This is a genomic window from Brachybacterium sp. AOP24-D1-21 (assembly GCF_052378665.1).
In the GTDB taxonomy this organism is placed as follows: domain Bacteria; phylum Actinomycetota; class Actinomycetes; order Actinomycetales; family Dermabacteraceae; genus Brachybacterium.
This window is the reverse complement of sequence record NZ_JBQSXX010000001.1, coordinates 727,234-749,041: the sequence shown is the minus strand read 5'-3', so window position 1 is coordinate 749,041 and position 21,808 is coordinate 727,234. Positions and strand designations below refer to the sequence as shown.

At 68.2% G+C, this 21,808-nt stretch carries 18 protein-coding genes; 11 read left to right on the top strand and 7 right to left on the bottom strand.

The features are described 5' to 3' along the window. Positions 1 to 2 precede the first annotated feature (2 nt). Together ACT3UF_RS03475 and ACT3UF_RS03470 are read right to left on the bottom strand one after the other, a co-directional pair. A complete protein-coding gene (locus ACT3UF_RS03475) occupies positions 3 to 275 on the bottom strand; it encodes a hypothetical protein (RefSeq protein WP_191460191.1) in 273 nt (90 codons plus the stop codon). Between the two features lie 7 nt (positions 276 to 282). Continuing rightward, positions 283 to 1,473: a C2 family cysteine protease gene (locus ACT3UF_RS03470; RefSeq protein WP_442332007.1), complete on the bottom strand. Its 1,191-nt coding sequence runs from the start codon at positions 1,471 to 1,473 to the stop codon at positions 283 to 285. Between the two features lie 188 nt (positions 1,474 to 1,661). On the opposite strand from ACT3UF_RS03470, the gene ACT3UF_RS03465 reads away from it, so the two are divergent. The 5 genes from ACT3UF_RS03465 (at position 1,662) to ACT3UF_RS03445 (ending at position 6,465) form a co-directional block, all read left to right on the top strand. Beyond that, positions 1,662 to 2,042 (top strand): hypothetical protein, encoded by a 381-nt coding sequence (locus ACT3UF_RS03465; RefSeq protein ID WP_441445008.1) that lies wholly within the window; start codon positions 1,662 to 1,664, stop codon positions 2,040 to 2,042. 59 nt (positions 2,043 to 2,101) lie between these two features. Further along, on the top strand, positions 2,102 to 2,986 hold the full coding sequence (locus tag ACT3UF_RS03460) for a class I SAM-dependent methyltransferase (protein WP_441445007.1): 885 nt from the start codon (positions 2,102 to 2,104) through the stop codon (positions 2,984 to 2,986). Positions 2,987 to 3,248: 262 nt separating this feature from the next. Next, a complete protein-coding gene (locus ACT3UF_RS03455) occupies positions 3,249 to 4,517 on the top strand; it encodes an ABC transporter substrate-binding protein (protein WP_441445006.1) in 1,269 nt (422 codons plus the stop codon). A gap of 86 nt (positions 4,518 to 4,603) precedes the next feature. Next, complete coding sequence (locus ACT3UF_RS03450) at positions 4,604 to 5,560, top strand: carbohydrate ABC transporter permease (protein WP_441445005.1); 957 nt, start codon at positions 4,604 to 4,606, stop codon at positions 5,558 to 5,560. After that, positions 5,557 to 6,465, top strand: coding sequence for a carbohydrate ABC transporter permease (locus tag ACT3UF_RS03445; protein ID WP_441445004.1), 909 nt, complete (start codon positions 5,557 to 5,559; stop codon positions 6,463 to 6,465). Before ACT3UF_RS03450 ends, ACT3UF_RS03445 begins: the two co-directional genes overlap by 4 nt. Positions 6,466 to 6,664: 199 nt before the next feature. Here ACT3UF_RS03445 and ACT3UF_RS03440 read toward each other — a convergent pair whose 3' ends face one another. Then, positions 6,665 to 7,375 (bottom strand): hypothetical protein, encoded by a 711-nt coding sequence (locus tag ACT3UF_RS03440; protein ID WP_444608014.1) that lies wholly within the window; start codon positions 7,373 to 7,375, stop codon positions 6,665 to 6,667. A 780-nt stretch (positions 7,376 to 8,155) separates the two neighbouring features. Beyond that, a complete protein-coding gene (locus tag ACT3UF_RS03435) occupies positions 8,156 to 8,851 on the bottom strand; it encodes a DUF6318 family protein (RefSeq protein WP_444608013.1) in 696 nt (231 codons plus the stop codon). 275 nt (positions 8,852 to 9,126) lie between these two features. Here ACT3UF_RS03435 and ACT3UF_RS03430 point away from each other — a divergent pair, with 275 nt between their 5' ends. The 5 genes from ACT3UF_RS03430 to ACT3UF_RS03410 all read left to right on the top strand — a co-directional run bounded on the left by ACT3UF_RS03430 (position 9,127) and on the right by ACT3UF_RS03410 (position 15,864). Beyond that, a complete protein-coding gene (locus ACT3UF_RS03430) occupies positions 9,127 to 10,863 on the top strand; it encodes an ABC transporter ATP-binding protein (protein ID WP_444608012.1) in 1,737 nt (578 codons plus the stop codon). Further along, positions 10,863 to 12,980, top strand: coding sequence for an ABC transporter ATP-binding protein (locus ACT3UF_RS03425; RefSeq protein ID WP_444502351.1), 2,118 nt, complete (start codon positions 10,863 to 10,865; stop codon positions 12,978 to 12,980). Before ACT3UF_RS03430 ends, ACT3UF_RS03425 begins: the two co-directional genes overlap by 1 nt. 126 nt (positions 12,981 to 13,106) lie before the next feature. Further along, on the top strand, positions 13,107 to 14,039 hold the full coding sequence (locus tag ACT3UF_RS03420; RefSeq protein WP_442332933.1) for an ABC transporter substrate-binding protein: 933 nt from the start codon (positions 13,107 to 13,109) through the stop codon (positions 14,037 to 14,039). Then, a complete protein-coding gene (locus ACT3UF_RS03415) occupies positions 14,036 to 15,022 on the top strand; it encodes an amino acid ABC transporter permease (RefSeq protein WP_444502350.1) in 987 nt (328 codons plus the stop codon). Before ACT3UF_RS03420 ends, ACT3UF_RS03415 begins: the two co-directional genes overlap by 4 nt. Then, positions 15,022 to 15,864, top strand: coding sequence for an amino acid ABC transporter ATP-binding protein (locus ACT3UF_RS03410; RefSeq protein ID WP_444502349.1), 843 nt, complete (start codon positions 15,022 to 15,024; stop codon positions 15,862 to 15,864). The genes ACT3UF_RS03415 and ACT3UF_RS03410 overlap by 1 nt, the downstream gene beginning before the upstream one ends. Positions 15,865 to 16,171: 307 nt before the next feature. On the opposite strand, the gene ACT3UF_RS03405 is transcribed toward ACT3UF_RS03410, so the two are convergent. The 3 genes from ACT3UF_RS03405 to ACT3UF_RS03395 all read right to left on the bottom strand — a co-directional run bounded on the left by ACT3UF_RS03405 (position 16,172) and on the right by ACT3UF_RS03395 (position 20,897). Next, entirely contained in the window at positions 16,172 to 16,876 is a 705-nt protein-coding gene (locus tag ACT3UF_RS03405) for a hypothetical protein (RefSeq protein WP_441444996.1), read from the bottom strand. A gap of 420 nt (positions 16,877 to 17,296) precedes the next feature. Further along, entirely contained in the window at positions 17,297 to 18,085 is a 789-nt protein-coding gene (locus ACT3UF_RS03400; protein ID WP_444502348.1) for an endonuclease domain-containing protein, read from the bottom strand. 514 nt (positions 18,086 to 18,599) lie between these two features. Further along, positions 18,600 to 20,897 carry an HAD-IB family hydrolase gene (locus ACT3UF_RS03395; protein WP_441444994.1) on the bottom strand — a complete coding sequence of 766 codons (2,298 nt, stop codon included), beginning with the start codon at positions 20,895 to 20,897 and terminating at the stop codon, positions 18,600 to 18,602. 133 nt (positions 20,898 to 21,030) lie between these two features. Between ACT3UF_RS03395 and ACT3UF_RS03390 the strand changes: the two genes are divergently transcribed. Then, on the top strand, positions 21,031 to 21,807 hold the full coding sequence (locus tag ACT3UF_RS03390; RefSeq protein WP_345076374.1) for an SDR family NAD(P)-dependent oxidoreductase: 777 nt from the start codon (positions 21,031 to 21,033) through the stop codon (positions 21,805 to 21,807). Position 21,808: the final 1 nt, after the last annotated feature.

Sequence of the window (21,808 nt, the reverse complement as noted above, 5' to 3'; positions counted from 1 at the left end):
GCTCAGGGCATCGGAGACGGCCGATGCGCCAGTGCGATCCGCCATCGTGCGCTGGTCCCGTCCGGCGCGCTGGCCGGGCCGACGACAGCGGAACCATCGCCCGGTATGGCGATCTCGTCGCCCTCGAAGGCGGTGACGATCAGGTCGCCATCCCGACTGCGGATCATCACCCGGACCACTGACCCCTCGCCAGTGTGTCCGACCTGCATGATCCCCACCAGGGTGCTGCCGAGCATGGCCTGGGTGCCCTGCGGGTGATCGATGAACTCCATCATCGTCTCCTCACTCTCCGGCGGTCGGTGCGTCGACATAGTTCGTGCGGCGGAAGTTCTCCTGGAACTCGGCCTCCGTCAGCCACAGGCTCCCTCCGGGATTCTCGTTCACCTGAGCATTCGGGCCCCACGGGTTCTGCACCCTGATCATCTGCTCCATGGTGCCGGAACCGGGCGGGTGCTCCCGCATCTCGACCGCATCGACCACATACGAGTGGTTCGGGACGATGTTGTCGGCCTCGACGTGATCCCTCTCGAAGATCCACCATCCGTTCTCCTCGACCTTCGTGTCGACGACGACAGAACCGTCCTCGAGATACCCCTGGATGTCCTCGAGAGTCGCGCCGTCGGCATAGCGGGCGTCGTTGCCCGTGATCATCTCGAGAGCGAGCTCCGGCTGGTCCGCGACGATGTCTCCGTACGAACCTCCCATGTATTCCGCCGCCGCCTTCTCGTAGATCGAGGCCCAGTTCGGCTGGCCGTCCCCACCCTTGGTTCCGGCGGCGTTGAACGTGCCCTCGACGGTGATCTCCACAGGTTCCCCCTCGTGATACATGGTCACCGTGTAGGTCCCGTCGCCGTTGTCGGAGATCTGCTCCCGGAGCCAGGCGGGGTCGGCGCGGGCCGTGGCGCCGAGCGAAGCGAGGAACCAGCAGTCCCCGATGCCGCGCTGGTTGATGTCATCGACGCTGAAGGGCCTGTCGTCGAGATCGATGTCCTGGTCCGGCGCGTGATGCCCATTCTCCGCGTTGGGGTCGGACTTGTCCCAGTCCTCGATCCCCGGAGGTATCTCCGGGTCCCCTTCCCGGTCCTCGGGATGCAGTTCCGTCCGGCTCCCGTCCTCATTGCTGGACTCGCCCCGATATCCCGAGGACGTGCCGTCACCCCTCTGCGACCATCCCTCCCCGTCGCCCCCGGGACCTCCAGCCGGGTCGGCGTCGGAGGCGGCATCCTGTTCGTCGGCATGGCTCGCCAGCTCGTCCTTCCGGCGCCGAAGATGATCGGCGCAGGCCGTGAAGGCCGGTCCGACCTGGGCGTGCCACATCTGCCGGAACGTCTCCGCGTCCTCGCCGATCCATCCGACCCTGTCGATCGAGACGCTGAGTCCCTCGAAGAGCCGGTCCAGGTCTCCGGCACCTCTTCCGATCGACCCTCCGGCATCACGAAGCTGCTCGGTCTGCGCGCCGAGGAATGCGTTCATCGACGTCCCCCTTCTCCTCGGTCGCTAGAGTATGGCGGGGAGAGGGCCGCCACCAGGGGGAGAACTCCCCATGGCAGCGTCCCGAGGCGTCCGGCCCACCGGGTCCCACGACGCAGCAGCAATCGCCATCGACCCGGGGGAGCAGAGCAGTGAGCGCGGAGCACCTCGAGAGTCCTCATGAGCCTGGGGTGGCGTCTGTGCCTGGGGTGACGTCGCGGCGCCGCACCGTCTTCGCTGCACTGTCGATCGTGCTGGGCGCGCTCGGCGCCGCGTGGTCGGGCGTGGTCACGGCGCTCGTCTTCGAATCCGCCCGCGTCACGTACTACTTGCCGGCGCCAGATTCGACAGTGGCCACCGAACATCATGACTGGCACCTGCCCTCTCTGCTGCTCACGCCGCTCGGTGCCCTCGCCCTCCTCCTCGCGGCCATCGCCCTCGCGCTCGGGGGATGGGGGCTCGTGCGCCGACGCGGGGTGCGAGGCTGGGTGCTCGTGCTGCCCTGCCTCGCCCTGGCGCTCGCCACTGCCGTGCTGGCCCTCGCCGCCGGGATGTCCCAGGACACGTACTGAGCAGGCTCGTGCTGCGCGGGCGCGATTCCCCACCGACGGCGAGGTCCTAGGATTCGGTCGTGCCTGATGCGCTGAACTCGTCCGATCCGCGGAACCCGCCGGTCCCCCCGATCTCCTCGCGCGACGCGCCCCGCTTCGGCAGCGCCGAGCGGAAGAGGGCGCTCGCCGCCGCTTTTCAGGAGCAGGGTGAGGACTATGACCGCTTGCGCCCCGGCTATCCGGACGCCGTGCTCGACGTGTTCCTCGCCCAGGTCGCGGCGCCTCCCGGCAGTACCGCGGTGCGTGCGATCGACCTCGGTGCCGGGACGGGGAAGCTGTCCTGGGCGCTTGCCGGACGAGGGCTGGACGTCACCGCTGTGGACACCAGCCCCGCCATGCTCGAGACCGCACTGCGCCGCAGGCCGACGGGCCCGCCCCCGTTCGCTGGCCGTGCCGTCACCACCCGCGTGGCCCCTGCGGAGGACACGGGCCTGCCCGCGAGTTCCGCCGCGCTGATCACCGTCGCCCAGGCCTGGCACTGGTTCGATGCCGAAGCGGCGTCGGCCGAAGTAGTGCGGCTGATGGCGCCCGGGGGCGTGCTCGCGCTGGTGTGGAACATGCTCGATGTGACGATCCCCTGGGTCCATCGCCTCTCCCGGATCATGCACGCCGGCGACATCCACCGCGAGGACTTCCTGCCCACCGTCGGACCAGGCCTCGAGCTCACCGGGCGCAGCCTGCACCGCTGGGAGGACCCGATGCCCACGCAGGACGTCATCGATCTGGCCCGCACCCGCAGCTACGTCATCACCGCCCCCGAGGAGCGCCGGTCGAAGGTGCTCGCGAACCTCGACTGGTATCTGCACGAGCACCTGGGCCATGCCCCCGGGGACGTGGTCGGGGTCCCGTACCGCACCGACGTCTTCCTCTATCGGCCGACGGGAGAGCCGGGCACCGCTGTCTGAGTCAGACACCGCTGGCTGAGTACGGCCCCGCTGGCTGAGTCCGCCGCCGCCGCGGCTTGACCCTCTCGTGATCTCTTCGTTGTTGACCTGGGTCACATCCCCGGCTAGCGTATAGAAATCGTTTGCCGTCGTCGTCGGCTGCCGTCATCGTTGCCGGGTCGCTGTCGATCCCTGCCACTCCCGACGAGTCGATGGCCGAACGCACGTCCCGGGACACATCACCTGCCGCCCGGCGGTGACCCGCCTGTTTCAAGGAGGAGACATGGTCGACACAATCTCTCGCCGCAGCGCCCTGGGTGTCGGCGCAGCCGGCGCCGCCGCGCTCGGACTGGCCGCCTGTGGTGGTGGCGGCAGTGACACCGCGGAGGCCCCGCCGGAGAGCTCGGAAGACATCTCCGGCTCGATCGTCATGTGGATCTATCCGCTGAGCGACTCCGCGAGTGCCGAGTCCTACCAGCCCTACGTCGACTCCTTCAAGGAGAAGTACCCCAACGTCACCGTCGAGGTGGTCCAGCAGCCCTGGGCCAACCGCGAGGAGCAGCTGACCACCGCGATCAGCGGCGGCAACGCCCCGGACGTCGTCTACTTCAACCCCGACTTCGTGCCCCGCTTCGCCGTCGAGGACCTGCTCGTGAACCTCGATGATCTGCGCGACGACTGGGACAGCGCCTTCGTCCCCGCCTCGCTCGAAGCGATGACCTACGAGGGCTCCCTCTACTCTGCCCCGATCCTGATGCAGGCCTCGCAGACCTTCGCCAATCAGAAGGTCCTCGACGAGATCGGCATGGAGGGGCCCACCACCTGGGACGAGCTGCGCGCCGTGGGCGCCGCCGCGAAGGAGAAGGACTACTACCTGCTGGAGTACAGCGGCGACGCCACTTTGAACCACAACTACTACATGTACCTCTGGCAGGCCGGTGGAGAGGTGCTCAGCGAGGACATGAGCACCGCGGCCTTCAACAGCCCCGAGGGCCTCGAGGCGCTCGAGTTCGTCAAGGAGATCGTCGACAACGGCTGGGCACCCAAAGAGCCGATCAGCGTGGTGCTCCCCTTCGAGCAGACCGACCTCGCCCAGGGCAAGGTCGCGTACAGCATGGGCAGCAACATCGGCTCGGTCCGCGCGGTGCTCAAGGATCCGCTGACCATCCTGCCGCCGCTGACGTACAAGGAGCAGGTCGCGATCGGCTCCGTCGGCGCACTGTCGATCTTCAACACCACCGAGGCTCCCGAGGCCGCGGCCGCCTGGGTCCACCACCTCACCGAGCCCGACTTCATCGAGTTCGTGTGCTCGGAGTTCGTCTACTACTCCCCGCGCACCGACGTCACCGGGATCCATGACGACGATGAGCAGGTCGCGGAGTTCGAGCAGTACCTCGACGTGGTCAACGCCGGCATCATCCACCCCAAGGCCCGGGAGATCATCGACGTGATGAAGCCCGAGATCCAGGCGGTGCTGCTGCAGGGCAAGGACCCGCAGGAGGCGCTCGACACCATGGAGACCACCGTCAACGAGCTGCTCGCGCGAGGCTGACCACACCCGATCCGCGCGCCGGGCACACCAGCACCACGTGCACGAGCACCACGTGCCCGGCGCGCCGCAGTCCTGAGAGGAGCCGCATGTCCACGTCCGTGGCACCCGGCACCACCGATACCCCGGCCGACGACGTCGAGCCTTCTGTCGTCACGCCTCGGGTGGCGTCATGGCGGGAGCTGGCAACGTCCCGTGGGGCGCTGATCGCGTATGCGTTCATCTTCCCGTATGTGGCGTTCTTCCTGGCGTTCCGCATCATCCCGGCGCTCTACGGGATCGTGCTGAGCCTGGGTGACTTCTCGCTGTCGGGGCGGTTCAAGTTCGTGGGGCTGGAGAATTTCACGCGCCTGTTCCAGGACGATGTGTTCTGGCATTCGCTGCAGGTCACCGCGATCTATGCGGTGCTGGCGATCCCGTTGTCGGTGGTGCTGTCGCTGTTCATGGCGCAGTTGTGCAACCGCACGATGCGGGGGATGTCGTTCTACCGGGCGCTGTTCTTCCTGCCGGTGGTGACCTCGCCGGTGATCTCGGGGATCATCTTCGTGTGGCTGTTCTCCGGTGGCGGCCCGATCGATGAGACCCTCGGCCTGCTCGGGGTGGAGCTGGGCTCCTGGCTCCAGCATCAGGTGCTGGTCCTGCCCGCTCTGGCGCTGGTCGCGGCGTGGGGCAGCTTCGGCTACAACATGCTGATCCTGCTCGCGGGGATGCTCGCGATCCCGCCGGACTACTACGAAGCCGCCGAGCTGGACGGCACGTCGGCCTGGCAGCGGTTCCGATACATCACGCTGCCGCTGCTGAAGCCGGCGCTGTTCTTCGTGCTGGTGCTGGAGACCGTCAAGAGCTTCCAGGCCTTCGACATCATCTACGTGATGACCGGTGGCGGCCCTGCCCGCGGCTCCTACACCATGACCTTCATGATCTTCGACCAGGGCTTCGGATACTTCGAGTTCGGGTATGCCAGCGCCGTGGGTGTGGTGCTGCTGGTGATCACGCTGGTGCTGTCCCTGATCCAGCGCCGCCTCGTGGGAGGGAACAACTCATGACCTCTACTTCCACCACTTCGAACACTTCCACTGCTTCGAGCGCTGCAGGTGCTGGCGGGCGTCGCGGGCCGGGGCTGCGCCGGCGGGCACCGCTGGGAGTGCGGGCCCGGAAGCATCTGATCCATATCCCGCTCGCGGTGATCGGGTTGGTGACGCTGTTCCCGTTCCTGGCGATGGTGATCATCTCCCTGCACCCGGGGATCCCGGTGCAGGTCCCCGACATCTTCTTCAACACCGACCTGTCGCTGGAGGCGTATCGGCAGGCGCTGCGCAGCTCTCACATCCCGCGCTGGGCGGTGAACACCACCATCTACGCGGTGGTCTCGGTGGTGCTGGTGCTGTTGTTCGCCTCGATGGCCGGGTACGCCTTCGCGAAGAAGAAGTTCCTGGGCCGCGAGGTGATCTTCTGGGTGTTCATCGCGATGCTGATGATCCCGTACCAGCTCACGATCATCCCGCAGTACCTGCTGGTGGGCCAGATCGGTGGCCTGGACTCGATGTGGGGCCTGATCCTGCCCACCGTCGCCAACGCGCAGGCGATGTTCCTGATGCGTCAGTTCATCCAGGACATCCCCGATGAGCTGATCGACGCGGCGAAGATCGACGGTGCTGGAGAGCTGCGGGTCTACTGGTCGATCATCCTGCCCCAGACCAAACCGATCCTCGCGACCCTGGGGACCTTCGTGTTCCTGTGGCATTGGAACGACTTCCTCTGGCCCCTGGTCGCCCAGCAGTCCCCCGACAACTACGTCCTCACCGTCGGACTCAACAGCCTCCAGGAGCAGAACGTCTCCCTCGCGACCCTGATGGCCTCGGCCGTGGTCATGTTCATCCCCGCCCTGCTCGTGTTCATCTTCCTCCAGCGGTACTTCGTGCGTGGAGTGATGATGAGCGGCATCAAGTAGGCATCACCCCAGGACGTAGGCATCACCCCCGGTCCCCTCTCAGCTGTTGCTTGGCAAGTGCTCCGGCGACAGCAGAGAGGGGATCGATGGGATGGCCGTCGCCGACCCCGTCGCCGACCCCGTCGCCGTCGCCCTCGCCGACCCCGACCCTGTCGCCGACGCGGGTGGGTGCGCCGTGCGTACGAACGGAGTCCGCCACCTATGGGCGCCACCCACGGGCGGACAGCGCCTCGCGGACAATGCGGAGGGCGCTCGCGCAGTCCTCGCCGACGTCCTTGCTGTACAGCCGCACCTCCAGCCACCCCGCCTGGGCCGCACGGCGAGCGCGCTCGATGTCCCTCTCGATCTGCTTCGGGTCGTTGTGACCCTGCAACTTTCCCTTTCCCTGGCCCTCGTACTCGACGCAGACGCGATACTCGGGCCAGAGGAAATCCGGCTCATGACGCGACACCCCGTCCGTCCCGATCAGCGGGACATTGAGCTGCGGCGTCGGCAGCCCCGCGCGGGCGAACGCCATGCGGAGAAGAGTCTCCCGCGGGGAGCCGGCGCCGATGCGCACGTCCTCGAGAGCCCGACGCAGCGCTGCGGCATGACGGCCGGTGCAGAGCTGGCGCAGCTCCTCGATCGTGCACCAGGTTTCGGTTCTCCCCTGCTCGAGGCCGGGACGCGGAATCCGCACCAGGTGATCTCCGATCGCGACCAGCCATAAATGGGGGAGTGCGGCGGCCAGATCACGCCAGGTCCGGGCACGGGTCGTCAACCGCACCTGTGCCAACGGGAGCTCGGAACCGTCAGGTTCCGGCGCGAGCCGGTACCTCGCCGAGCGCACCTGAGCGGCATCGAGGACGAACTCGTGCCAGCGGACGACCTCATCGGAACCCGCACGCCCACCGGATATGGAGAAGTGCACCGGACTGCTGGATGACCAGGACTCTGGGTCGAGAGAGAGCGGGAAGCTCTGCATCCGCGCGGCGGAGAGGCCGACGACTACGGCAGCCGGGTCCTCCCGGCAGATCGCGGCGGCGATGTCTTGCTCCGTGAGTTTCCAGCCCGTGCGAGAGAGCAACCCGGCCGGAGCACGGTGAGGTCCTTGCGCCGCAGGCGCTCCGGGGAGACCCCCGCGCGAAGTGCCTCAGTGCGGGTGAAGACACGCCACTGAAGCGAGGCGGGGAGCGGAGCCGGTCGAGGCGTCATGTCCTCAGGGTGCCTTCGGAGGTGGGCAGTGCCTCTGCGCCATCCACATTCCCGGATTGGGGAGGAACGGACCCTGGACAGGTGCCCGGTCCAGTCCAGCCCAGCCCAGCCCAGTCCAGCCCATCCCAGCCCAGCCCAGCCGAGCCCAGCACAGCCCAGGGCGAGGCTGAGGGCAAGGGAGCCCACCAGGGCGTGACGACCGGGTGTGACGTGGCGTCCCGTCTCAGCTGTCGCTTGGCGAGCGTGCAGGCGACAGTAGAGAGGGGATCGACGTGATCTGTCCGGAGCATCCCCTCTCAGCTGTCGGTGAGAGGGCCCCGAAGTGACAGTTCAGAGGGGATACCTGCCAGTAGCCAAGAGAGGTGCGGAGGGAGGCGCCCAGAGAGGGGTGGAGAGAGGTGCCCAAAAAGTGGTGGAGAGAGGGGTGGGAGAGGCGTGGAGAGGGTGGCTGGCGGACGAGAGGTTCAGTGGGCTGGCGGAGCGTGGAGCCTGGGGCTCAGCCTCCCGCCCCGCCTGCGCCGCTCGCCCCGCCGGAGTCGGAGGGCCCGACTGGCCCGCCGGTCTCATCGGCCGGAGGAGCGATGCTCATGTCGGTGATGCGCCAGCGCTCACCGTCCCAGGCGATGGTGGCGATCAGCTGGCCGGTCACCTCGGTGAGCTGAGTGGCCTGCAGGTCCGGGTCGTCCACCAGAATGGACTCCTCCTGGGCGAAGTCGGCGACCACGGTCCCGGTGGCCGGAGGCTCGCCGGTGCCCTCGAAGGACGTCGAGTGGATCACGAAGGCCCCGTCCACGAGATAGCCGCCCTGCGCGGCGAGCGTCTCTGCATTGCTGAGGAAGCTCACGCACACCTGGCAGTTGGGATCGATGGAGTCCTCCCAGACGGAGACATCGCCGCTGCTCATCATGTAGTCGTAGGACTCGAGCAGGTAGGTGAGTGTGGCCTGTGCGCCCTCGGCGCTCTGCTCCGTGAGTCCGGCGGGCTCGGCGGGGCGGGGCAGCTCGGGGCGCGGCGGCTGCGCGGCGGGGTCCGCGGTCGGCCGGTCCTCCGGGCTCTCAGCGCTCTGCGAGTTCTCGGCCGTCTGCTGTTCAGCGCCCGGCCCCATCAGCTGACCGATCCCCATCACTCCGAGGGGGACCACCAGCAGGACCGCGAGCGCGATGATGATGAGGCGTTGGACTGGTCGATTCACCCGCCCCACGGTAGACGACACCTCTGGGCGGGCAGGGGGAGAGGTGGTCGCCGCCACGTGCGGCCGGTCCCCGTCCACGGGCGTCCGACCGTCGCGCACGCGCGCCCGACCCCGCCCGTCGGCCCCGGATCCCGGTTCCACCCCACCGTTCCGTCCGACTGTTCCGCCCTGCGCGGATCCGCCCTAAGTCGGATGCGGTGAGACGCCGGGAAAGCCTATGCTTCCCGGGTCGACAGGTCCGTGCCCGGCGCCGTCGGCCCTTCGGAAGGAATCCTGTGACCCTGCTGCGCCTGGTGCTGAGGGGCCTGAAGCCGTACTGGATCTGGGTGCTCCTCGTGGTGCTCTTCCAGATCGTCGGCGTGCTGGCTGCGCTCTACCTGCCCACCCTGAACGCGGACATCATCGATGATGGTGTCGCCAAGCCTGATGTGCCCGTGATCTGGCAGCTCGGCCGACTGATGCTGGTCATCTCCTTCGGCAACATCATCGCGCTGGTGGTGGCGAATTACTTCGCCGCGCGCTCCGCGATGCGGGTCGGCAAGGATCTGCGTTCGACGGTGTTCGGGCGTGTCAGCTCCTTCTCCCCGCGCGAACTCGCCGAATTCGGCACCCCCTCGCTGATCACCCGTTCCACCAATGACGTCCAGCAGGTGCAGATGCTGGTCTTCTTCAGCCTGAACATGCTGGTCCAGGCCCCGGTGACCGGGGTGGGCGGCGTGATCCTGGCGCTGCGCGTGGAGCCGGGGATGGCCTGGCTGATCGCGGTGATGGTGCCGGTGATGCTTATCGCCGTCGGCATCCTGATCTTCAAGGCCGCGCCGCTGTTCAAGCAGATGCAGGGCAAGATCGACGACATCAACGGGGTGCTGCGCGAGCAGATCACCGGCATCCGGGTGCTGCGCGCCTTCGTGCGCGAGGACCGCGAGCGGGAGCGCTACGCGGTGGTCAACGACCAACTCACCGACCTGAACCGTCGGATCGGGCTGCTGATGATCCTGATCAACCCGATCATCATGTTCATCCTGAACGTCTCCAGCGTGATGGTGCTGCTGGTCGCCGCGCCGCGCATCGACTCGGGGCAGATGGAGATCGGCTCGATCACCGCCTTCATCGCCTACCTGATGCAGATCCTGATCGCGGTGATGATGGCGACCTTCATGACGATGATGATCCCCCGCGCGATGGTCTCCGCCGACCGCATCACCGAGGTGCTCGAGACCGAGACCAGCGTCCACCAGCGCACCGACGGGATCCGCGACCTCGAGGGCCCGGTCGAGCTGACCTTCGACCAGGTCTCCTTCACCTATCCGGGCGCCGAGCGTCCAGTGCTCGAGGACATCTCCTTCACCGCCCGCGCCGGGCAGACCGTCGCGATCATCGGCGGCACCGGCGCCGGCAAGACCACCCTGATCAACCTGGTGCCCCGCCTGATGGACGCCACCGAGGGCAGGGTGCTGCTGAACGGGCACGACGTGCGCGATCTCGACGCGCGGGTGCTCTGGGATCGGGTGGGCCTGGTCCCGCAGCGGCCCTATCTCTTCTCCGGCACGGTCGCCTCGAACCTGCGGTTCGGGGATCCGACGGCCGACGAACAGGACCTCTGGCATGCGCTGACCGTCGCGCAGGGTCGTGACTTCGTGGCGTCGATGCCCACGGAGCTCGAGTCCCCGATCGCGCAGGGCGGCACCAACGTCTCCGGCGGGCAGCGGCAGCGGCTGTGCATCGCCCGGGCGCTGGTCGCGAAACCGTCCCTGTACCTGTTCGACGATTCGTTCAGCGCGCTGGACCTCACCACCGATGCGAGGCTGCGCGCCGCGTTGGTCCCGGAGACGAAGGATGCCCTGATGCTGATCGTCGCCCAGCGGGTCTCGACCATCACCGCCGCGGATCTGATCCTGGTGCTGGACAACGGTCGGATCATCGATCAGGGCACCCATGCCGAGCTGCTCGAGGGCTCGGAGACCTACCAGGAGATCGTCCGCTCGCAGGGCGTCGAGGAGGAGGTGGCCTGATGACTGCTCCGAAGAACACTCCTCAGCGTCCTGAGGACCCCGCGACCCCCGTCGGCTCCCAGGCTCCTGCGACCCCCGCCGGGGACGAGGCGTCCACCGCGGCGGAGATCGCCGCCGAGAAGGACGCCGCCCGCGGGCTGCGGCCCGGTCAGAGCGCGAAGAACTTCTGGCCCTCGACGAAGCGTCTGCTGCGGGAGATGGGGCCCGAGCGGGTCTACCTGTTCCTCGCGATCGCCGTCGGCGTCATCTCGGTGGCGTTCAGCGTGGTCGGCCCCAAGATCCTGGGCCGCGCCACCGACATCATCTTCACCGGCCTGCTCTCGAAGAATCTGCCCGCGGGGGCCGACCCCGCGGACGTGATCGCGCAGCTGCGCGCCGAGGGCGAGGAGCAGTTCGCTGACCTGCTCTCAGGCATGACCCTCACCCCCGGGGTGGGCATCGACTTCGATGCGCTGTACCAGACGCTCGGCCTCGCCGTCGGCCTCTTCGCCGTCTCCGCACTGCTGATGTGGCTGCAGGGCATCGCCCTGAACCGGATCATCTACCGCATGGTCTCGCGTCTGCGCCGCGACATCGAGGAGAAGCTGCACCGGCTGCCGCTGGCCTACTTCGACAAGATGAAGCGCGGGGAGATCCTCTCGCGCGTCACCAACGACATCGACAACATCCAGAACACCCTGATGAACACCGTCACCGGGCTCGTGAACTCGATCCTGACCGTGTTCGGCGTGCTGATCATGATGTTCACGATCTCCTGGCAGCTCTCCCTGATCGCGCTCGCGGTGATCCCGGTGGCGCTGGTGCTGACCAGCGTCGTCGGCAAGCGCGCGCAGAAGCTGTTCGCCCAGCAGTGGGACGCCACGGGCGTGGTGAACTCCGAGGTCGAGGAGGCATATACCGGGCACGGCCTGGTGACCGTCTTCGGCCGACGGGACGAGGTCGCCGCCCGGTTCGAGGAGCGCAACGAGACCCTGTTCCGCGCCACCTTCGGCGCCCAGTTCGTCTCCTCGCTGATCATGCCGCTGATGATGTTCGTGGGGAACCTCAGCTATGTCGCGATCGCGATCGTGGGCGGCCTGCGGATCATCTCCGGCCAGCTCACCCTCGGCGACGTGCAGGCCTTCATCCAGTACTCCCGCCAGTTCACCCAGCCGCTCAGCCAGGTCGCCTCGATGGCGACGATGCTGCAGTCGGGCGTGGCCAGCGCCGAGCGGGTCTTCGAGCTGCTGGATGCCGAGGAGCAGGAGCCGGAGAGCACGGTGGACACCGCCGCGGCCGGCATCGGCGAGGGACGCGTCGAGTTCGAACATGTCGCTTTCTCCTACAGCCCCGATCGCGAGCTGATCCGCGACCTGTCGCTGGTCGCAGACCCCGGGCACACGGTCGCGATCGTGGGGCCGACGGGCGCGGGCAAGACCACTCTGGTCAACCTCGTGATGCGGTTCTACGAGGTCGACGGCGGCCGGATCACGATCGACGGCATCGACATCCGCGACCTCACCCGCGCCCAGCTGCGCGAGCGCACCGGCATGGTCCTCCAGGACACCTGGCTGTTCAAGGGCTCGCTCATGGAGAACATCCGCTACGGCCGCCTGGACGCGAGCGACGACGAGGTCATCGAGGCGGCCCGCGCCACCCACGTCGACGACTTCGCCCGGCAGCTGCCCGAGGGCTATGACACCGTCGTGGACGACGACGAGACCACCCTCTCGGCCGGTGAGAAGCAGCTGGTGACCATCGCCCGTGCCTTCCTCGCCCGGCCCAGCCTGCTGATCCTCGACGAGGCGACCTCGAGCGTGGACACCCGCACCGAGGTGCTCGTGCAGAAGGCGATGAATGCGCTGCGCGCCGGGCGCACCTCCTTCGTGATCGCCCACCGCCTCTCGACCATCCGCGATGCGGATCTGATCCTGGTGATGGAGGACGGCGACATCGTCGAGCAGGGCGACCACGAGCAGCTGCTCGCCGTCGGCGGCGCCTATGCCCGCCTGTACCGCTCGCAGTTCGAGGGCGCGGCGGTGGATATCGACGCCGAGTCGGAGCTCGCCGGGAGCGGGGCGGAGGACGCCGAGGACGAGGTAGCGACCACCACCGGCGGGATGGCACTGGGCGGCTGAGCTGGTGGGGCGGCTGAGCTGCTGGGAGGCTGAGCTGGTGGGGCGGCTGGGCCCCGCCGGTCACGCCCCTGGTGAATCGCGCGACAGCAACTTGTTTCCATGCAAACCTATGAATACTATTCATCGGTGACTGTTTCTCGCCCCCGACGGCGCACCCTGCTGCGCGCCGCGCCCCTGGCCCTGGCCACGGCTGTGCTGACCTCGGCACTGGCCTCCTGCACCCGCGCCTCCGAGCGCCTGGATGCGGAGTCCAACGCCGTGCCGGAGGTCGACCTTTCCGGCATCGCCGAGGTGCCCGAGATCGCCGCGCTGGTCCCGGCAGAGATCCGCGAGCGCGGTGAGCTCGTCAACGGCGCGGCCCTGAACTACGCCCCGGGCGAGTTCGTGGGCTCCTCGGGCGAGGCGATCGGCTACGACATGGACATCCTTGCCGGGATCGGTGCGGTGCTGGGGCTGACCACCCGCACCGAGGCTGCGGTGTTCGCGCAGATCATCCCCGCCGTCGGCTCCACCTATGACGTCGGCATGTCGAGCTTCACCGTCAACGAGGAGCGGCTCGAGGCCGTCAGCATGGTCTCCTACTTCCAGGCCGGCATCTCCTATGCCGTGAAGGCCGGGAACCCCTATGGCATCCATCCCGACGACCTCTGCGGCAAGCGGGTCGCCCTCCAGGTGGGCACCTACCAGGAGGAGCTCTCCATCGAGCGCTCCCAGGAGTGCCGGGACGGAGGCGCAGAGGCGTATGACCTGCTCGCCTATGCGTCCAATTCCGATGCGGCGACCAACGTCGCCGGCGGCAAGGGCGACATCCTGATGGCCGACTCCCCGGTGACCGCCTACGCCATCGCCCGCTCGCGCGGGACCCTCGAGGAGATCGGCGAGATCGAGGAATCGGCGCTGAACGGCATCGTCGTCGCCAAGGACCAGCCCGAGCTGGCCGAGGCCCTGCGCGCCGCCGTCCAGCACCTCATCGACGCCGGCCACATGGAGCGCATCCTCGCTGCATGGGGCAATGAAGCAGGCCTGATCCCGACCGCGGAAGTGAACCCCCAGCCGTGAGCACCACCCAGACCCCCGCCCCGTCCCCGTCGGCCCCGCCGCCCGCGACGGAGCGTTTCTCCCCGATCCGCGCCAAGGCCGCCCCGCGCCCCGGCACCTGGATCTCCGCCGTCATCGCAGCCCTGCTGGTCCTGGGACTGATCTGGTTCCTGGTGACCAACCCGGTGCTCGAATGGGGCACCGTGGCCACCTACCTGCTGGACGTCAAGGTGATCCAGGGCGTCGGCTGGACGCTGCTGCTGACGGTGCTGTCGATGGTGCTGGGCACCGTCGTGGCGCTGACCGCAGCAGTGATGCGCCGCAGCGACAACCCGGTGCTGCGCGGTGTGAGCTGGGCATACATCTTCGTCTTCCGTGGCATCCCGGTCTACACCCAGCTCGTGTTCTGGGGCCTGTTCACGGTGATCGTGCCCAAGATCGTGATCGGCGTGCCGTTCGGACCCGAACTGCTGAGCTTCTCCACCCGTGACCTGCTCACCGCCTTCTGGGCGGCCGTGATCGGCCTGGGCCTGAACGAGGGCGCCTATCTCGCCGAGATCATCCGCTCCGGCCTGAACTCCGTGGACAAGGGGCAGACCGAGGCATCCAAGGCCCTCGGCATGAGCAACGGCAAGATCCTGCGCCGCATCATCGTGCCGCAGGCGATGCGCGTGATCGTCCCGCCGCTCGGCAACGAGACGATCGGCATGCTCAAGACCACCTCGCTGGTGCTCGCGGTGCCGTTCACCCTCGACCTCACCTTCGCCACCAACGGCATCGCGAACAAGCTGTTCACCCCGATCCCGCTGCTGATCGTCGCCGCGCTGTGGTACCTCGCGATCACCAGCGTGCTGATGGTGGGTCAGCACTACCTCGAGAAGCACTTCGGTCGAGGCTTCGATGACCGCACCCCGACCACCGGCCGCAGCAGGCGCTCCCGTCAGGCGGCGGTCAACAGCGCCGGCACCACCCCGCAGAACCCGCTCCCGGAGGTGGAGCTGTGATGAGCCAGAAGCCCCAGAATCCCATCACCACCAGCAGCACTGACGCCGAGCCCCGGACCGTGAGCGCCGAGCCCCGGACCGTGATCCAGGTCGAGGGCGTCCACAAATCCTTCGGTGACCTGCACGTGCTGAAGGACTGCGACCTCACGGTGCGCTCCGGCGAGGTGGCCGTGCTGGTGGGGCCCTCCGGCTCCGGCAAGTCCACCCTGCTGCGCTGCATCAACCAGCTCGAGGAGCCCACCGCCGGGCGGGTCCTGATCGACGACGTGGTGCAGGGCTACGCCCCCGACCCGCTGCCCGACGGCCGCTGGCAGAAGCTCACCTCCGCCCAGATCGCCGCCCAGCGCTCCCGCATCGGCATGGTCTTCCAGCGCTTCCACCTGTTCCCGCACCTTACGGCGCTCGGCAACGTGATGGAGGCGCCGAGGCAGGTGCGCGGCCTCCCCAAGGCCGTCGCCGAGCAGAAGGCGCGGGCACTGCTGGAGCGCGTGGGCCTCGCCGACCGCGCGGACCACTACCCCTCCGAGCTCTCCGGCGGTCAGCAGCAGCGCGTCGCGATCGCCCGCGCGCTGGCAATGGACCCCGAGCTGATGCTCTTCGACGAGCCCACCAGCGCCCTGGACCCGGAGCTGGTCTCCGAGGTGCTCACCGTCCTCAAGGATCTCGCGGCCGACGGGATGACCATGGTCGTGGTGACCCACGAGATGGGCTTCGCCCGCGAGGTCGCCGACCAGGTGGTGTTCATGGACGAGGGCCGCATCCTCGAGCGAGGCACCCCTGAGCAGGTCATCGACCACCCCGAGTCCGAACGGCTGCAGGGCTTCCTCGCCTCGGTGCTCTGAGCCGGTCCTTGGCCCGTCTTACCTTATGGGCCACCACTTTTCTGTCTCTGACGAGGTCTTGAACGCGCCACAGTCGTTCAACCCTCACGAGAGACCAAGTTCTGGTGGCGCTCTTCTGATGGCGGCCTGAGCGCATGGGTCGGCCCTGAACGCAGTGCAGGGTGCCCCACGCATGGGGCACCCTGCACTGCAATGGTCGGCTACCGGCTACCGGCTACCGGCTACCGGCTACCGGCTACCGGCTACCGGCTACCGGCTACCGGCTACCGGCTACCGGAGTCAGCCGGCGATGGTCAGCCCACCGGGATCAGGCAGCGGGGATCTCGAACTCGCCGCGGAACTCGGGGACGGTCTCGTCCTCGCCGAGGATCTTCATCTCCGGCCGAACGTAGGCGCCCTTGAGGGTGTCCCCGGTGGTCTCGACATAGATCGGGATATAGCCGGTGCCCTCACCGTCGCTGCGCGGGGTGCCCTCGAAGTACGTGAACCCGGCCGCGGTCAGCTCGTCGTCCGCGGTGCTGGCGTAGTTGACCTCTTCACCGCCGTCGTCGAGGAAGAAGTCCTGCTGGCTGATGACTCCGCCGAACTGGTCGCCGGCGGTCACCTTCACCTCGAGGTAGATCATCTCGCCGTCAGGGTTATCGCTGGCCATGTAGTACTCGGTGTCGTTGCCGCGCACCGCGGAGACGATGGTGATCACATCGCCGGTCTCCTCGTCGGTGAACTCGGTGCCGATCTCCACCACGGTGCCAGCCTCGGCGCCCGCGGCGTCATCACCGGCTGCGTCATCATCGTCCGCGGCCTCCTCGGTGTCCTCGGCGTCCTGAGTGTCGGCGGTGTCCTCGGTGTCTGCGGACTCCTCGGCGTCGGCGTCTTCCGGCTCCGCCTCCTGCTCGGTGACCGCGGCGGGCTGCTCCTCGGCGGGAGCTTCGTCCGTACCGCCGCAGGCGGTCAGGGCCAGCATGGTGGCGGCGGCCAGAGCGGCGCCGCGGGCAATGATCGTGCGGGACATGGAGTCCTCCTTCTGCGGGCCGGGGTACGGCGAAGGCCGTTCCCCTGCGTTGAGGAGCTGCACGGTCGCGCGGCCCCGGTCCTCGGCGCGGGACCGGTGTTGCGGTCCCTGGCCTGTGACGATGCGTCGAGCCTAGGAAGGTTACACGATTCGCGCCATGGGGAGGAGTACCCGTGCAGAGCTGCCCAGTCAGAGGTCCCCATCGCCACTCGCCACCCGCCATTCCGTCCTTCCGCCTGACACCAGCGGCACCCACAGCCCGGTGCCACCACCAATCTGTCTCTCACGAGTTCTTCAACGCCCTACAGCCGTTCGGGCCTCGCCAGGGACAGAGTTCTGGTGGCGGGTGATGTGCTGGGGCTGCCTGGCTTACTGGTGGCAACTGACGTGCTGGTGGTGCCTGACGTGCTGGTGCCGCGCTCAGCGCAGCGCCAGCTGCTCGACCTTGCGTCGGCCGAAGGCACCGACCTCATCGATGGCTCGGAGGATGTCCTGCTGGGTTCTCTCCCAGTCGTGCCACACCTGCGCGTAGCTCAGCCGGAGCACCTGCAGCCCGTGTCGAATCGCCCGCAGATCTCGGCGCCGGTCCCGGCTGAAGGCATCCTCGCCGTCGTGGAACTCCCGGCCGTCGATCTCCAGGAAGAGACCGCCGACGTAGGCATCCAGCAGCCCGACCCCGTCCACGAACACCTGCTGTTCGACCTGGAAGTGCCGCCGACGCAGCCAGCGCGCCACCCTCGTCTCCGATCCCGAGTCGCTGGCGGCGGACAGAGTTCCGATCCGTGAGCGGACTGCGTCAGGGGCATCGTCGAGCAGTTGCTGCACGGCCGCAGGGGACAAGAGCCGGCGCTCCATCGCGGACTCGAGAAGTACCGCGGCGGTCTCCCCGCTGCAGCAGCGGAGCGCATGCTCGAGGGTGAGAGACACGGAGGCGACCGCATCCTGCTCTGGCCAAGATCTGACGCGGGGGAGATGAGTGATCATGCCGTCGGGGACGGCACGCTCATCGCCATAGCGGTAGACGTGAAGCAGGTGTTCCTCGGCTGGAGTGTCATCCGGTGTCCACAGCCCATGCAGCCGGGCAGCATCCACGCAGGTGAGACGAAACCCGGCGATGAGCGCGCGGATCACGTCAGGGGAGGCGGAGGGCCGCGCGATCCAGCCTCGGGCCACGCGCTGCAGCTCGCCTCGCTCGAGAGCGGCTCGCATCGTCCACGGAGTGAGGCCGAAGACGACAAGTTCGCTGCGCCGAGCAATGCCGAGCTGCCTCGCGGTGAGGTGCAAGGTGTCCTCGACGCCGACGGTTCGGGCGGAAGGGAGGCCCTGCGCTCGCCGGCAGGATCAGTCGACTCGGTCCGTACATGTCCCGAGTCTCGGCAACGACGGGGCGCAACGGGGCGAGACCGTCATCGCTGTGGACAACGTGGAGGTGGGGAGGAACCGTCGCGGACGGAAAGGCCGCTTGCGCCGGGCAGAGCACGACAGGTTCCACCAGAAAACGGTCTGTGGTGAGGTTTGAACGGTGTAGAGCCGTTCAACCCTCACCACAGACAAAGTACTGGTGGCCCGTACCGGTGACCCACGCGGGGCCGGTATAGGAGGCGGCCCGTGCGGGAGCTGGCCGGTGCGGGAGCTGGCCTGCGCGGGAGCTGGCCCGAACGGCAGCCACCCCGGCAGCCAGCCCGAACGGCAGCCAGCCCGGCGGCCGGCTGCCCTCAGCGGGTCACCACTCCAGGATCTGCCAGCGCTTCTTCTTCGCAACCGCGTAGAGGCCGAGGTCCGGGGCGACTGCGGCGGGGGTGCCCACCAGCTCGAGCCAGGCGGCGTCGGCGTGGGAGTCTCCGTAGCCGTAGGAGGTGGACAGGTCCGCGCCGTGCAGGTCGGCGTACTTGCGCAGCCAGTTCGCGCGGGCCTCATCGACCAGCGGGGGAGTGGCCAGGTAGCCGGTCATCACCCCGGAGGTGTCTTCGTCCATGTGAGTGGCGATGACCTCGTCGAACAGATCGGCGAGCGGCTCGACCAGCACGTCCAGCGCGCCGGAGACCAGCACCGTGCGGTGCCCGGCGGCGCGGTGGCGCTCGATGGTCTCGAGTGCCTCGGGGAGGATCGAGGCCCGGATCCGGCGCCCGGCCTCGCCCTGCATCAGGGTGCGCAGATCTGCACTGCGGTACCCCTTGTAACGGCGGTTGACCAGGCGGATCAGCTCTGAGCGGTCGCGCTTGTCGGCACGCAGGTAGCCGGGGACAGCGGCCAGCAGGCCGCCGATCTCCGCCGGCCAGGTGCGGCGCGGCTTGGTGGCGCGGACCACGGCGAAGTACTGCTGGACGATGTTGGTGGAGAGCACAGTGCCGTCGAGGTCGAACACGGCCAGCGTGTTCTCGGAGCGCTTCAGCTCGGGGACGGGGCGGGAGGCCCGCTTCTTCTGGGCGGACTTCGCCCGGGAGTAGGCCTTGGTGAGGTCCGTGACCGCGGGCAGGTGCTGCTGCTGGAAGTAGTCCTTCCAGACCAGGCCCTTGATGTCGAAGTCATGGGTCTCGAGGAAGGCGGCCGGCAGCTCCTCGCGCAGCGCCCGAGTGTTGGCGTCGTCGAAGACCATCTCGGTCTTCGTGTAGTGCCGGTACAGCTCGATGTACTTGCGCAGCATGGTCAGGCCCGAGGTGGCCTTGTGCAGGCTGGCGGTCCATTCCCGGGTGCGCTTGGTGGCCGGGAGGTAGGCGACCGCGGCGGAGCCGAGCTTCGCGGAGAGCTCCTTGGCACGGAACCGCTGCTCGACCATCTCGACGGCGGGGAAGGACCATTCGGGCACCGGGATCGGACGGCCCTTGTCATCCTCGAGCGGGTACTTCACGAAGTACTCGCGCACCGCGGTGACCATCTCGTGGAAGGGCAGCGGGTTCGACGCGCCGGAGACCACCTGGAAGTAGGCGTCGTCGCCGCGGCGGGAGACGTCCTGGGTGGCGAGCGCGACGATCACGTTGACGACGTGGTCCACGGGGATGACGTCGAGGATCGAATCGGCCAGGCCCGGGAACTCCTGCAGCACGCCGCGGCCGTAGGCCATGATCAGCGGGTCGGCGACCTTGTAGCCGTCGATCCAGCCCGGATAGGGCTTCTTCATCGCGGATTCGATGATGGAGGGGCGCACGAAGGAAACGCGGTGCCCGTTGCCGGCCCACAGCTCCTCGGCGACCTGCTCGGCCATCGCCTTGGTGAAGGTGTAGATGTCGGTCCAGCCCACGGACTGGGCGCGGGTGCGGCCGAAGTCGATCAGGCGCTCGTCGACCCATTCGCGGCGCGATTCCTCGGAGGCTGCGGCGACTGCCGAGGGGCCCATCCGGCCGTGACGGCCCTTGGCGGCATTGATCTGGGAGCGCAGCGTCTCGGGGCGGCGGGACTCCGCATCGACCCGGGCGCGGGCCTGCATCGCGGCCTCGTACTCGGCGCGCCAGTCGACGTCGGCCTGGAGGGAGCCCTCCTGGCGCAGACCCTTCGCGATGCCGCCGACGTAGGCGGTGGAGACATGGATGACGTGCGGGTCCTGGCCCGAGGCCAGCAGCGCCTCGTACAGGTTCCGGGCACCGCCGACGTTGGTGCGGAAGGCGTCGTCGATCGGCGGGTCGAAGGAGACCGAGGAGGCCGAGTGGATCACGGTGTCGAAGGGCTCCGTGATCGCGGGCATATCGGTGAGGTCACCCTCGAGCACGCTCACGCGAGCGTCGAAGATCTCCTTCAGCTGTGCCTTGCCGTCGACCGGTGCTTCGTCGGTGCCCTCAGCGCTCAGCAGCTCGGCCCAGGAGGAGAAGACAGGCTTGCGCAGCAGCTGCTCGAGCCGCTTGCGCCCGGTGACGGAGCCCTTGGGGCGCACGACGGCGGTGACATGGGTGTCCGGCGTGGTCTCCAGCAGCGAGCGGAGCACTGCCTGGCCCAGGAAGCCGGTGACTCCGGTCAACAGGATCCGACGCCCTCCGCTGGTGGTGCCGCCGGAAGCGGTCTGAACGGCGGGGGCGGTGGTGTGGGTCATGGGATCCTCTGTGGACGGGTACGGCGGGGCGCGGGTTCCGGGGCCACACGGGTCGCGCGCGGGAGCCCTGCGGTGCTCCCACCAGGGAGCTTCTCCGCGCTGGTCAGGGCCTCGCTAGTGTATCGTAGCCGCCATGCATAGGGCCCTGATCACCGGCGGCACTGCAGGCATCGGGGCCGCGTTCGCCAGAGCGTTCGCGGGCCGGGGGACAGCTCTTGTGCTGGTCGCGCGGAACCCTGAGCGCCTGGAAGAGGCCGCCGCGCAGTTCCGTCGCGAGTACGGCGTCGAGGTCGAGACGATGGTCGCCGACCTCTCCGACCGCGACGCCCAGCAGCGCGTCGCCGACCGCCTCGAAGCGTCCGCCGATCCCGTGGACGTCTTCGTCAACAACGCCGGGTTCTCGGTGAGGGCTTCGCTGCTCGATGAGGACCTCTCGCAGCACGACCTCGGCTTCGAGGTGATGATCCGAGCGGTGCTCAAGCTGGGCGGCGCCGCCGGGCGGGGGATGAGCGCCCGGGGTCGGGGCTGGATCATCAACGTCGGTTCCGTCTCCGCACTGGTCACCCAGAACAACTACTCCGCCATCAAGGCGTGGGTGGGCAACTACTCGGAATCCCTCGGCGTCCAGCTCATCGGCACCGGCGTACAGGTCACGGCGCTGATGCCGGGCTGGGTGCGCACGGAGTTCCATACCCGCGCCGGGATCAAGGGCTCCTCGATCCCCGGTGTGCTCTGGCTCGAGGCCGACCGCCTGGTCGAGGACTGCCTGCGGGACGTCTCCCGCGGGAAGCCCGTCTCGATCCCCTCGAAGCGCTGGAAGGGGATCGCGGCGGTGCTGCGCATGACTCCGCGCGGTCTGGTGGCCCGGCTGAGCGCCCTGCTCAGCCATCGCCGGAAGCGGGAGAAGTGAT

Coding starts and splice junctions, on each gene's coding strand:
- ACT3UF_RS03475 (WP_191460191.1), bottom strand. CDS start 275: ATGATGGAGTTCATCGATCACCCGCAGGGCACCCAGGCCATGCTCGGC.
- ACT3UF_RS03470 (WP_442332007.1), bottom strand. CDS start 1,473: ATGAACGCATTCCTCGGCGCGCAGACCGAGCAGCTTCGTGATGCCGGA.
- ACT3UF_RS03455 (WP_441445006.1), top strand. CDS start 3,249: ATGGTCGACACAATCTCTCGCCGCAGCGCCCTGGGTGTCGGCGCAGCC.
- ACT3UF_RS03450 (WP_441445005.1), top strand. CDS start 4,604: ATGTCCACGTCCGTGGCACCCGGCACCACCGATACCCCGGCCGACGAC.
- ACT3UF_RS03445 (WP_441445004.1), top strand. CDS start 5,557: ATGACCTCTACTTCCACCACTTCGAACACTTCCACTGCTTCGAGCGCT.
- ACT3UF_RS03425 (WP_444502351.1), top strand. CDS start 10,863: ATGACTGCTCCGAAGAACACTCCTCAGCGTCCTGAGGACCCCGCGACC.
- ACT3UF_RS03410 (WP_444502349.1), top strand. CDS start 15,022: ATGAGCCAGAAGCCCCAGAATCCCATCACCACCAGCAGCACTGACGCC.
- ACT3UF_RS03405 (WP_441444996.1), bottom strand. CDS start 16,876: ATGTCCCGCACGATCATTGCCCGCGGCGCCGCTCTGGCCGCCGCCACC.
- ACT3UF_RS03400 (WP_444502348.1), bottom strand. CDS start 18,085: ATGCGAGCCGCTCTCGAGCGAGGCGAGCTGCAGCGCGTGGCCCGAGGC.
- ACT3UF_RS03395 (WP_441444994.1), bottom strand. CDS start 20,897: ATGACCCACACCACCGCCCCCGCCGTTCAGACCGCTTCCGGCGGCACC.
- ACT3UF_RS03390 (WP_345076374.1), top strand. CDS start 21,031: ATGCATAGGGCCCTGATCACCGGCGGCACTGCAGGCATCGGGGCCGCG.